Origin of the sequence: Snodgrassella sp. CFCC 13594, from assembly GCF_001590725.1 — a bacterium.
In the GTDB taxonomy this organism is placed as follows: domain Bacteria; phylum Pseudomonadota; class Gammaproteobacteria; order Burkholderiales; family Neisseriaceae; genus Snodgrassella.
Genome location: NZ_LQXR01000004.1, coordinates 1 through 13917, shown reverse-complemented (window position 1 = coordinate 13917; position 13917 = coordinate 1). Strand labels below are relative to the sequence as shown.

At 43.3% G+C, this 13917-nt stretch carries 8 protein-coding genes; all 8 read right to left on the bottom strand.

The features are described 5' to 3' along the window. Position 1 precedes the first annotated feature (1 nt). A complete protein-coding gene (gene narH / locus A2F46_RS03735) occupies positions 2–1552 on the bottom strand; it encodes a nitrate reductase subunit beta (RefSeq protein ID WP_066566882.1) in 1551 nt (516 codons plus the stop codon). A gap of 14 nt (positions 1553–1566) precedes the next feature. Further along, complete coding sequence (locus A2F46_RS03730) at positions 1567–5265, bottom strand: nitrate reductase subunit alpha (protein WP_066566879.1); 3699 nt, start codon at positions 5263–5265, stop codon at positions 1567–1569. A 144-nt stretch (positions 5266–5409) separates the two neighbouring features. Next, on the bottom strand, positions 5410–6780 hold the full coding sequence (locus tag A2F46_RS03725) for a NarK family nitrate/nitrite MFS transporter (RefSeq protein WP_066566876.1): 1371 nt from the start codon (positions 6778–6780) through the stop codon (positions 5410–5412). A gap of 17 nt (positions 6781–6797) precedes the next feature. Then, positions 6798–8018, bottom strand: coding sequence for a nitrate/nitrite transporter (locus A2F46_RS03720; RefSeq protein ID WP_066566874.1), 1221 nt, complete (start codon positions 8016–8018; stop codon positions 6798–6800). A 328-nt stretch (positions 8019–8346) separates the two neighbouring features. Beyond that, positions 8347–9003, bottom strand: a complete 657-nt coding sequence (locus A2F46_RS03715; RefSeq protein WP_066566872.1) for a response regulator transcription factor — start codon at positions 9001–9003, stop codon at positions 8347–8349. Between the two features lie 50 nt (positions 9004–9053). Continuing rightward, a complete protein-coding gene (locus tag A2F46_RS03710) occupies positions 9054–10934 on the bottom strand; it encodes a histidine kinase (protein WP_066566870.1) in 1881 nt (626 codons plus the stop codon). Between the two features lie 206 nt (positions 10935–11140). Continuing rightward, positions 11141–12118 carry a GTP 3',8-cyclase MoaA gene (gene moaA, locus A2F46_RS03705; RefSeq protein ID WP_066566867.1) on the bottom strand — a complete coding sequence of 326 codons (978 nt, stop codon included), beginning with the start codon at positions 12116–12118 and terminating at the stop codon, positions 11141–11143. A gap of 46 nt (positions 12119–12164) precedes the next feature. Further along, a complete protein-coding gene (locus A2F46_RS03700) occupies positions 12165–12755 on the bottom strand; it encodes a hemerythrin domain-containing protein (RefSeq protein ID WP_066566865.1) in 591 nt (196 codons plus the stop codon). Positions 12756–13917 lie beyond the last annotated feature (1162 nt).

Genomic DNA, 13917 nt, shown 5'->3' with positions numbered 1-13917 from the left:
GCTACAGTGTTTTCTGATTATTTTTTTTGCGCAAGCCATGGAATACGATAGGTGAAGCTTTGCGTTTACCGAATAAACTGCCTCCACTGTGTCCATCCGAGCAGCCATTACCAAAACTAAATCCACAAGCGGCTTTTTCTTCAAAAGTATCGCTTACCATCTCTTTGTGTGCACTTGGAATCACAAATCGATCTTCGTAATTGGCAATAGCCATGATTTGATACATTTCTTCAATTTGCGTAGCGCTCAAAGAATGAGCAGACAATTGAGCCACTGCTTCGTCTTGAGAGTAAATAGTTTTGGCGCGCATATACTTACGCATATCAATCATGGTTTGCAAAGCAGTTACAATGGGTTCGGTCTTACCTGCGGTCAATAAATTAGCCAGATACTCGACGGGAATACGCAACTCTTCTACATCGGGAATCAAACCATTCTCACCAATCACACCTGTTTCAATGGCAGATTGAATGGGCGACAACGGCGGGATATACCAAACCATTGGTAATGTGCGGTATTCAGGATGTAATGGGAATGCCACTTTCCATTCCACTGCCATTTTATACACTGGCGAATTCTTAGCTGCATCCACCCATTCGGCAGGAATACCTTGTGCCAAAGCTTCTTTGGCCACTTCTGGATCATTGGGATCCAAGAAAACATCCAACTGTTGTTGATACAAGTCTTGAGGGTCCTCAACAGACGCGGCATCGCTGATGCGGTCTGCATCATATAAAAGCACACCCAAATAGCGAATGCGACCTACACAAGTTTCTGAGCAAATGGTCGGCTGACCACCTTCAATACGTGGATAACAGAAGATGCATTTTTCTGCTTTACCACTGGTCCAGTTGTAATAAATCTTTTTGTAAGGGCAACCAGATACACACATGCGCCAACCGCGGCATTTGTCTTGGTCAATCAAAACAATGCCGTCTTCCTCACGTTTGTAAATTGAGCCTGAGGGGCAGCTGGCCACACAAGCGGGATTCAAGCAATGCTCACACAAACGCGGCAAATACATCATGAATGTATTTTCAAAAGCGGCATAAATGTCTTTTTGAATACCGTCAAATAACTTATCTTTAGCGCGTTTGGCAAACTCACCACCCAAGTCATCTTCCCAGTTTGGCCCCCAATGGATTTTGTCCATTTTTTTACCCGTCAACACCGAAACTGGACGAGCTGTGGGTGGTGTTTTCATTTTGGGTGCATTTTGCAGGTGCTCGTAGTCAAATGTAAACGGCTCGTAATACTGATCAATACTGGGCAAATTGGGGTTAGCGAAAATATTAGCCAATACTTTCAGGCGGCCACCTTGTTTCAAAGTAAGTTTGCCGTTGGATTGACGCACCCAACCACCGTTATATTGCTCTTGGTCTTCCCAGTTTTTCGGGTAACCAATACCAGGTTTGGTTTCCACATTATTAAACCAGGCATATTCCACACCATCGCGACTGGTCCATACGTTTTTACAGGTCACGGAACAAGTATGGCAACCGATACATTTATCTAGGTTCAATACCATGCCGATTTGTGCACGAATTTTCATTATTGTGTCCTCACTTATTCTGTTACCGATTGTGCTTCGGCCGGTTCATCTAACCAATCGACCTTCTTCATTTTGCGCACAACCACAAATTCATCGCGGTTAGTTCCTACAGTGCCATAGTAGTTAAAGCCCCATGACAACTGTGCGTAACCACCAATCATGTGTGTTGGCTTCATCACGACTTTGGTAACCGAATTATGAATACCGCCTCGTTTTCCAGACACTTCAGCACCCGGTACATTAACGATTTTTTCCTGAGCGTGATACATCATGGTCATACCTTCTGGTACGCGTTGACTGACCACAACACGCGCCGTCAATGTGCCATTAACGTTAAACACTTCTACCCAATCGTTATCCACCAAACCTGCTTTTTGCGCGTCCATTTCAGACATCCAAATGTGTGGGCCGCCTCGTGACAAAGTCAGCATGCGTAGGTTGTCTGAATAAGTGCTGTGAATACCCCATTTTTGATGTGGTGTAACAAAATTAAGAACAATCTCTGTATTGCCATTGCCATGTTTACCCAAAACAGCTTCTGTGGTTTTCAAATCAACTGCCGGTCGATAAGACACGAAGCCTTCGCCAAACACACGAATCCATTGGTGGTCTTGATAAAATTGCTGGCGGCCCGTCAATGTACGCCACGGAATCAGCTCATGCACATTGGTGTACCCAGCGTTATAGCTCACTTCCTCGCTTTCTAAACCAGACCAAGTCGGCGAAGAAATAATCTTGCGTGGTTGTGCCTGAATATCGCGGAATCGAATTGAATCATGCTCACGAGAAATTGCCAGATGAGTGTGATCAATACCCGTGTTTTTCGATAAGGCGGCCCAAGCTTTTACTGCCACATGACCATTGGTTTCTGGCGCCAGTGTCAAAATCATCTCTGCCGCATCAATGGCTGTATACAATTTAGGCTGGCCTTCAGCCACACCTTCTTTTTGAGTGTGATTGAGTTTGCGTAACAGCGATACTTCCGCTTGTGTCTGCCAAGAAATACCTTTACCACCATTACCCACTTTTTCCAGCAATGGACCAATAGAAGTGTATTTATCGTAGATAGCGCCGTAATCACGTTCAACTACGGTCATTTGCGGCATGGTTTTACCTGGGATAGGTTCACATTCACCCAACTTCCAGTCTTTGGGATCAAACGGCTGACCCAGTTCTTGCGGTGTGTCGTGCATGAGTGGTGTCAAAACCAAATCTTTTTGTACACCTAAATAGTCCTTGGCTGTTTCTGAGAAAGCTTTGGCCAAGCCGCGATAAATATCCCAATCTGATTTACTTTCCCACAACGGCTGCACGGCCTCACTCAAGGGGTGAATAAAGGGATGCATATCAGATGTATTCAGATCGTCTTTCTCATACCAAGTAGCGGTTGGCAAAATAATATCGGCGTACAAACAGGTTGTGGACATACGGAAATCCAAAACAGTCAGCAAATCAAGCTTACCTTCGGCTGCTGGTCTAATATTGATGTCCGTGGGTTTGATACAGTCAGCCTCATCACTCAGTAAAGCGTTTTGTGTACCCAATAAATATTTCAAGAAATATTCATGACCTTTACCCGATGAACCTAAAATATTAGAGCGCCATACAAACAAATTACGCGGAAAGTTTTTAGGATTGTCAGGGTCATTACAAGCCATATCCAAATTACCGGATTTTAATTGGCCAACGGTAAAATCAACTGGGTTTTGACCATGCGCTTCAGCATCACGAACCACATCCAACGGATTACGTGTTAATTGAGGTGCTGATGGCAACCACCCCATGCGTTCGGCTTTGACATTGAAATCAATCTGGCTTAATCCAGCCATTTCTCCTTCATGAGTTGGCGCGGTGACTTCATCCATGCCTAATTTTTCATGGCGCCATTGGCTGGTGTGGGCATAAAAGAAAGAGGTGCCGTTCATTTGACGGCTAGGACGATGCCAGTCCAAACCAAAGGCCAAAGGTGCCCAACCAGTTTGCGGTCGCAGTTTTTCCTGACCAACATAGTGCGCCCAGCCACCGCCGCTTTGTCCAATACAACCGCACATCATCAGCATATTGATAATGCCCCGATAGGCCATATCCATGTGATACCAGTGATTTAAACCTGCACCCACAATCACCATACTTCTGCCGTGTGTTTCATCGGCATTTTGAGCAAATTCACGTGCTACCTGAATCACCAACTCTGGTTTAACACCCGTGTGTTTTTGCTGCCAAAACGGCGTATAAGGCACATCAGCCATATAATCGTCAGTCACGCCTTCACCACCAAAACCACGATCGATACCATAATTGGCGCACATCAAATCGAATACGGTGGCAACCAGTAAGGTATCGCCCTTATCGTTGGTGATTTTTTTAACTGGAATATTTCTGATTAAAACGGCCCCTGCGTCTTTACCGCCAAAGTAATCAAAGGCTACACCCACGATATCATCGTGTGTTTCAGCCAGTGTCATCAATGGTTTGATGGCCTGGCCATCGGCTTTTTCTGAACGCAGATTCCATTTGCCATGCTCGCCCCAACGGAAACCAATTGAGCCTTTAGGTGCGGTAATATCGCCACTTTCTTCGTCGATAACCAATGTTTTCCACTCAGGGTTATTGGTTTCATTTAAAGCCCCATCAATTTGGCTGGCGCGTAAAAAATAACCCGGGAGCAAACGGCTAGCTTGCTGATCCAACACCACCAAATTCGGCATATCGGTTAAACGACGGCAATAATCAACAAAATATTCAGAAGGATTATTCAGGTGGAATTCTTTCAGAATCACATGCCCCATCGCCATCGCCAATGCAGCATCTGTGCCTTGTTTGGGCGCCAACCAGATATCACTGAATTTAACCATTTCACCATAATCAGGTGATACAGCAACTGTTTTGGTGCCCTTATAGCGCACTTCTGTATAGAAATGAGCATCGGGTGTGCGCGTCATTGGCACGTTGGATCCCCACACCATCAAATAATTAGCGTTATACCAATCGGCCGATTCAGCCACGTCGGTTTGTTCCCCCCATGTTTGAGGGCTTGATGGAGGCAAATCACAATACCAATCATAGAATGATAATGGTACACCACCTAATAAGCTTAAATAGCGTGCTCCAGCAGCATAGCTAACCATAGACATGGCAGGAATAGGTGAGAAACCGATAATGCGGTCTGGCCCATATTCTTTAATGGTAAAGGCATTCGCTGCGGCAATGATTTCATAGGCTTCATGCCAATCCAAGCGCACAAAACCGCCCAAACCACGTTGGGATTTATACTCTTTGGCTGATTCAGGGCTTTGGGTAATGCTTTGCCATGCAGCAATAGCATTCATGGTTTTTCGTTTTTCTCGCCACAAACGCAGCAATGAAGATCGAATCATGGGGTATTTAACACGCTGTGCCGAGTAAACATACCAGCTATAGGATGCGCCGCGAGGGCAGCCCCGTGGTTCATGATTAGGTAAATCTGCCCGAGTACGCGGATAATCAGTTTGTTGCATTTCCCAAGTAATCAGGCCATTTTTAACAAATACACGCCAACTGCAAGATCCCGTGCAATTCACACCATGTGTAGAGCGGACAACTTTATCGTGTTGCCAACGTTGACGGTAACCATTTTCCCAATCACGGCTTTCTGCGACCACCGCGCCATGGTCTTTAGAAAAGGTTTCTTTGGTTTTATGTAGAAAATTGAGTCTGTCCAAAAATTGGCTCATGGTTTTGTGCTCCTCAGGCTAGCGGCCCGAAAGTGGTTTTGTGTATTGTTCAATAATGACGCTTTTTTTAATATTGGTAGGAAGAGGCAAATAGAAGTCTCAACATTAGTTCTTTCGACTTATTCGTACCTAATCCCTCTTTTTCTAACAACATGTAAGCGATTGTTTCCGTACATAAAACCAATAATTCACAATCAAACAGCTCACATAAAACGCAATAAACAAAATTAATGCCCACTGCGCACTACCCGTTAACGCAATAGATGTACCGAAGCTTTTGGGGATCAAAAAACCACCATAGGCACCAATAGCGCCCATAAATCCTAAAGAAGTGGCGGACTCTTTAGTCGCGTGCATTTCAGCAGCTTGGGAGTCTCCTTTTTGTATATGGCGATGAAACATTGAGAAAATACGAGGTGTTTGTGCAAAAGTTGAACCATTGCCAATACCACTGAATGCGAACAGTAAAATAAAACTTAAGAAAAATCCGCTGAAGTTGCCAGAACCTTCGACGCCAGGCAGAGACAAAATAACCCCCAAAACACCGATAATCATAATAACAAAGCTGACTTCTGTTACTTTCGCTGCTGACATCTTGTCTGATAACCAACCACCAACGACGCGCATAATAGCGCCAACCAATGGGCCTAAAAATGCAAATTTAATGGCATCGACGTGAGGAAAAGATTGAGTAATCAACAGTGGGAATGCGGCAGAAAAACCAATGAAAGAGCCAAATGTACCCACATACAACCAGCACATAATCCAGTTATGCAAACGTTTAAAAATAATGGATTGTTCTTTAAAGGATGATTTGATATTACCAATATCATCCATACCAAACCACGCGGCTAAAGAACTCAAAATAATAAATGGTACCCAAATAAAGCCAGCATTTTGTAACCACACTTGACTGGTTCCCTGCGGTGTTGTGATGGTTTGAGATTCGCCACCCAAGGCACCAAAAATACCCGCTGTAATCACCAAAGGCACGGCCAGCTGCACCACAGATACACCCAGATTACCTAGCCCCGCATTAATCCCCATGGCATTGCCTTTGGCTGCCTTAGGAAAAAAGAAGCTAATATTGGACATAGATGAGCTGAAATTAGCACCGCCGAACCCGCACAATAATGCCAAAACAAACATGGTTGAATAAGCCGTATTTGGGTTTTGCACGGCAAAACCCAAGCCAATTGCTGGAATCAACAGACTGGCTGTAGACAATGTCGTCCATTTTCGGCCACCAAAAATCGGAATCACAAATGAGTAAAAAATACGTAACGTAGCACCAGATAAAGCAGGCAAAGCAGCTAACCAAAATAATTGATTATTGGAATATTGGAAACCCACATGCGGCAGCTTAACCACAGTAACACTCCATACCTGCCAAATAGCAAAGGCCAATAACAACGCAGGCACGGATATCCACAAATTTTTATTAGCAATGCGATGGCCTTTGGTTTGCCAAAACTGGGAATCTTCCGGCTGCCAATTGCTTAAAATTTTGCTCATGACTATTCCTTAAAATATCAAATATGTTCTTTTTTAAACGAGAAATGCATCCAAATCAGGCTGACGCACACAGTGCCATACATCAACATGAATGAGCTGGAACGAATACCAGTTAAATCCACCAATAAGCCAAACAAAATTGGCAAGAAAAAACCGCCTAGACCACCCGCCAATCCCACAACGCCAGATACAGTACCCATATCATCAGGGAATTCATTGGCAATAAACTTGAATACAGATGCTTTACCAATGGCCAAAGCCACGCCTACAACAAATAAGATAATGGTAAATAAAACGACATTAAGGCCCATATGCAGATTCAGGTTGCCTGAAACCGTTTGGATAGACAGTTGTGTTTGCGGATAAGACAAGATAAAGAAGGCAACCCAACACACCCACATGACAGCCCAAGTCACCTTATGTGCGCCATATTTGTCTGACAACCAGCCGCCAAAAGCACGCAGCACACCACCAGGCAGCGAGAAGCAAGCAGCGAGTAAAGCCGCTTGTACTAAAGGAAAATGGTATTCTTCAACGTAATAGCTCACCATCCATAGCGAGATACCCACATAACCGCCAAATACAACAGAATAATATTGGCTGTATTTCAACACGCGTGGGTTTTTAATGAGTTTTAATTGATCGCTTAAACAAGTTTTTTTGGTGGTATGAGAAGCTGGTTCAGCATAGCTAAAACACCAAAATAAAATAGCAACCACCAATAAAATAACCGCATAAACGCGTGGCACCATTTGCCATCCGAAGGCCGCAATGATGGCGGGCGCCAAAAATTTATTTAAGGCCGCGCCGGCATTACCTGCGCCAAAAATACCCATAGCCAAACCTTGGTTTTCTTTTTTAAACCATTTGGCTACATAGGGTGTACCTACTGAGAATGAACCACCCACCAAACCCAGCCAGAGTGCAATCAATAAAAACTGGCTATAGCTGTGCGCATATTGCAGCAGAAATACAGGCGGTACGCAAAACAGCATCAATAAGAAAAAAACGATGCGTCCACCAAATCGATCAGCCCAAATGCCCAAAGGCACACGAATCAATGAACCTGACAAAACAGGCATCGCTGTTAATAGCCCGAATTCAGTTTCATTTAAATTAAATTGCTGCTTAATCGGCAGACCCAAAACGGCAAAAACCATCCATATCATGAAACAGATGGCAAAAGACACTGTGCTGGACGTTAATACAGTAATGGATTTTCTCTTTGCGGTATCCATTTGTTTACTCCTGGTAGTGAGACGGTGTCAGCATACGCAATATCACCCCCTCAACCCATTAGCAAAACAGGTCAAATTTGCACGGCAAAAGACGAACCTTCACTAGTTCTTTCGACCAGTTGCTTCTTCCACCATACTAAATTTAAATCGCAAAAAGGCTGCCTGAATGATTTCAGGCAGCCTTTATTTGAAAAAATCAATGTTTGAAGCTCAATGTCACAACCAAACGACAGAAACCATTAACACATTGCTGTTAAAAAGCCTTGGTGGTAGAAAACGAATCTTCAGCAATTATTTCTATCACCTCTATGATACGGCCCTCGCGCGCTTATTTGTCCAGGCCGTGCTCCACAGCATACACCGCAGCCTGCACACGGCTAATCACGTTCAATTTGCGCAAAATATTTTGTACATGAACTTTAACGGTGCTTTCCGTCACATTAAGATTCCGAGCGATGACTTTATTGCTAACGCCACGTGCCAACCATTGCAAAATTTCTTTTTCGCGCGGTGTCAGTGGTTCAGTTTGATTCTGTGGCTGCGTGTCTTTGTGTCGTAAATGAGTAATTAATTTACTCGTCATTTCTGGGGAGAGTACGCTATCACCTTCAATCGCTTTGCCAATGCTGTCGAGCAAGAATTGAGTATCGATGTTTTTCAATAAATAGCCTCGGGCGCCCAAGCGCATACATTCCATCAAATCATGGCTATCCTCTGAAACCGTCAACATCAAAACGGCCAAGTCAGGGTGGTCGCTAATCATGATAGGTAACGCTTCAATCCCCCCCATCACGGGCATATCTAGATCCAACAATACCGCATCTGGCCTTAATTGCTGCTGCATTTTCACGCCTTCCAAGCCATCAGTGGCTTCTCCAACCACCTCAAACTGTGTGCTGCTGTCGACCAAAGAGCGCAGTCCTTTGCGAAATAAAGTGTGGTCGTCAACAATCAATAGGCGGTATTTGGCTGCGGTATTTTCCATGTGTGTTTATTCCTTTGTGCGCCTGTTTTTGCGTGGGACAGTCAATTCAATCACCGTGCTTGATCAGTTTTCGATACAATTTTTAGCTGCCCATCTATTTTTCCAGCGCGTTCTTTCATGATACTGGTACCAACATGGCCCTGCACCTCTTTTTGTCTTAATTCCTGAGTATCAAAACCAACACCATTATCTTGAATAGTCAACTCAACGCCATCTGGCGCATACACCAGATGAAGTTGCACATGATTTGCATGAGCATGTTTGCGAATATTCGATAAGGCTTCCTGAACAATAAAGACCATTTGCAACTGTTCATCTGCATCCAATTCATATGCTTCGCCCGTAACAGTCCATGCTAAAGTAATGCCAGTTTGCTTTTCAAAACGACTCATCACCGATTGCAATGAGCTCAAAAAACCCTCGCGCGCCAACCTCACTCTAAAATTCGACAGCAACTCACGCACATCGTCATAACATTCCTGAATACCTTCATCAATAAAATGGAGCGTTTGTGTTATGCGCTCAGTTTGCTGCTCAACCAATGCTTTTTCTAAAACCTGTACCTGCATATTCAAAAAAGACAAAGATTGGGCAATGCTGTCATGCAACCCTTGCGCCATCAAATTGCGCTCTTCCAAAATGGCCATTTGCTTGTCGAGCTCATTTAAACGCAGACTTTCAATGGCAATACCAAATTGGCTACATACAGTTGAAACCAACTGCTGATCTTCGGCACTGACGTGCAAGGGGTGATGGGCATACAAATTCAAAATGCCAATTTCATCATCAGCCGAGCGAATGCTGAAAGCCAAGCAATGGGGAAAGGCTTGCTGAATCCCACAATAATTTTGAGGTAATATCGCCACAGGTGACGCGATGTCAGCATATTCAGCACAAATCACTTGCTGACAATGCCCTTGCGCGCACTTATATTGGCGGATATCATTAACCACCAATTCAGGCAAGCCACTGGTACCTACCACCTCAAATACTGAAGAATGTCGTTTTTTTAATTGCACTGCGCAACCTTCAGCTCCACTGAACACCATCATTTTATGGATAAATGTCTGCACTAGAATCGACAATTCTTGATGTTCTTGAAACACTGAAGTCATGTCATACAATACTGCTAATTCATGGTTTTTCTTGCGCAAAGCCTGTGTTTTTTCACTCACTAAGTTTTCTAAATTGTCATACACAACACTTAATTTTTCCGCCATTAAGTTAAATCCATGCGCAACTTGACCAAATTCATTGGCTTGAGACATGTCCACACGAGCATGAAAATGTCCTTGTCGAATCCGTACGATTCCTTCATTTAAACGATACAGTGGCGCAATGACCAAGTAGTGGAGCAAACGAAATGACGCCAATGCCGATATAAATGCCATAATCAGCAAAGACAGTTGAAACCAGCGTAACAGCTCAATATTGCGGGTATTATCCTGCTCAATAATCAGCACCAAATCACTGATGGCTTCTGTAAACGATTCCGCTTCCGCCAAGAACACTTGACTGCCTATTTTATTTTGACTATAGGCTAGGGTTTGGTGCCAAAATGCCTGAAAATGCTGGTCGATTGTGGTTACTTGTTTTTGTAATGCCTGATGGCGTGCACTGCCACCAAATCCACCTTCACGCAACATCTTTAAATGCCTAAGAATTTTTTCGAATTCATGGTATTCATTGAGCAATTGGCTTTGGTCATGCGGTTGTTCTGCCAGCAACATCATATGAAAAACCCGTTTGCGCAAGCTTCCTGCTTCATTAATGGCCATGCCGCGCTCTTCCAACCGCCAAGAAGTGTTTAAGGACAAACCAATCAGCCCAGTTGCCAGCAACAACCAAATGGCGATAAATACCATCAGTACTCGAGAAAGTCGCTGCCCGCGCAAGAAAGACCGGTCAATCTGTTGCCATATTCTTTTCATAATTCATCCATTAACTCAATAGGCCTGCAGGCAAAATGTGACCTTGATGTCTATACTGAAACAAAGGTTACCACCCTGCTCCACTTGCGCCTAAGGTTGATACTTATTGTAGTCTAAGCGCCAACCAAACCCCATCCTTCGAAAGGGGTATAGACAATATTCCTCGTCATCATTGGCATGAGTTAATTTCGAAAAATGAACAATATTTAACCTCCGGTTTTCGCCATAATGCGAATGATTTTTTCCGGTGCCCTTATAAAATCATGTTGACGTGGTTTTTGCGCTATAGCTGCTAAAATAGCAGAACGTAATTCGCGCTCAGAACAACCATCACGCAATAAAGATTTGAGTGGATAATTAAATTCCTCACCCAAACATGTGTAAATTGTGCCTTCAGCCGATAAACGCACCCGGTTACAGCTGGCGCAAAAATGTTGCGATAAAGGGGTAATTAACCCCAACTTAAAGCGGCCACTGGCATCTTGCCAATAGCGGGCTGGGCCATTGCCATAGATATGAGTGGTTGCCTGAAGCCCATAATCTTCAACCAAACTACCTACTAATTTGGTTAGATTCATGCCTGTTTGACTGCGTGCACTGTCGCCTATCGGCATCACTTCAATTAGACTTAAAATAAAACCATGCGCTTGACAAAAATCCAGCATCGGGCGGATGTCTGATTCATTCATACCAAGTAAAGGCACCATATTGATCTTAATTTGCTTAAACCCAGCTTGTTGTGCGTGGATCAACCCATTTATCACCAAGGGTAAGCTGTCCGAACCTGTAATTTCTTGCACGCAGTCGCGCCGAAGCGAATCCAGACTAACATTGAGTCGGTTTAACCCCGCTGATGCCAGTGGTTGAGCCAAAATAGCTAACCTGGTGCCATTGGTGGTCATTGAAACATCTGTCACACCTGGTAGCGACGACAACTGGCGGATAAAATCAACCACGCCCCGACGCAATAAAGGCTCTCCTCCAGTAATTCTGAATTTACGCACACCCAGCTGCACAAATGCTCGGGCAATCCGCAAATATTCATCAAACCCCAACCAGTTGGCCGATTTCTCAAAGCCTTTATACCCTTTGGGGATGCAATAAGCGCAGCGCAAATCACAGCGATCAGTAATGGAAATGCGTACATAGTCAATACTTCGACCAAACCGATCAATTAATTTCATCACCTAATCTTGCTCCTAGCCGTACTGGCGCCTATTCTTTTGGTCATTACTTGATCCTGCATGATTCAGTTTGATCGTCAACTTTTGGTTCTAATAATAAATTTTCGACCTCCAGTGCCCTAGGGAATAAAATGGTATCTTCAATATGGCTATGCAGACAAAAATCATGAAAGAATTCAAGCAATAATGAGAAAGTCTCCCTGATAAGCACTTCCGTATTCGGTAAAGCGATCATGGGCTCGCACCAATCTATCAATAAAGCAAATTGCTCATCAGCGACATGATGTTCCTGCATCATCATGCGAACAGGAAATCGTACCGAACCAAATTGTGGCGGCGAAATGCCGACATTCCCTACAAAAGCAGCTTGCAATTGAATGATATAGGGGAATAAAACGTTTTCCTCTTTATGAAGGTGTAGTGCCAAATCCCCATAAATTTGATCAAATAAATTGGCTATTTGCCGTAGTTTCGGCTGCTTTTGGTCATGTGAATTCGCCAAAGTATGCAATTGCTGCTGTAGTAATGGGGCCGTTTTTTTGATGTAATCGTGATGCAATTTCAGCACATAAACAACCAACTTATCTAGCGGCATATCCGTCAACGTTTCTGGATCCCAAAATGTCCTGTCTTCCATTCTCAGCTCCTCCCTCAAGCACCATCACGCAGACTAGGCTAAAGCATAGATCACTATCACAATGCTGAAAGCTGCCTGAAAGTAGCATGATTACTACGCCATATGACTTAGTAAACGATGGCTTTTATGTAACGAATCATTTGGCTCAAGCTTGGCAATGTTCAATATCATCAATAGTATTCAAAGCGTTATGGCCTTGAATCTTGATTAGCTATTTGTTTTAAATGCAGCCACTAAAACCAAGACTGAATGATTTTTTTATTTGATTATTTGAAAAAGGAGAACATGTTTAAAAAATATATTGTATTGAATACCTTATTAGCTGGGGTTTCCATTCATGCGGTTGCAGATGATTAATCTGCACAGAAGCCGGCCACAATCAAAACCATGTATCAGTAGGATATACACACTCAGCAAAGACTAGCCACGTTGAGGCATTACGCCGACTCTAGTCTTAAAAGAGCTTTTAAAATACAAGAACGAGTTCAAGGTGAAATTTGCGGGATAGACTATGACGTCATGTGGCAACCACAAGACCCCAATTATCTCAGTAAATGTCAATTTACTGCTTTAGCCAATGGCCAAATTCAAACCAAAGTGGGCAAAAAACCGTTCAATATGATCTGATATGCTTATTAAGCAGTTGTCAAATTACAGACGTATTGGATAGAGAAGGATCGATGAAGAAAATCATATTGAAAGAATGCTGCTAAGTACACATTGTGAATCATTTAGTCACAACTATTGCCATTTGATATGAATTAATCAATTACTTATCTAATATTATTTGATGTTTGGCCTAGTCTAATAAATATGATGATTTAAAAATATGACGATTTGAATCTCTAAAAACAACAGAGATTGCGACGCTAGATGATGGTGTTTTAACCGCTGGTAATAGCTAGACATCGTTTTAGCTAAATAAACCAAGGCCTGATCGATAAAAGTGACTGAGCTATAGCACCTATTGATGGCATAAACCTGACCATAAACTGTGGATAAAGGCAGTAATGATTTGTTGGTATTCAATAAAATCACACTGCCTGTTTTTTAATCAATTAATAAAAGAGAGAGCATCATCTTTACCATAGGTGGCATCCTTTAGAGGGTGTAACCGATGATGCTAGCTTGTGTCCACTCAGGTAAACGATTGTGCTTTATC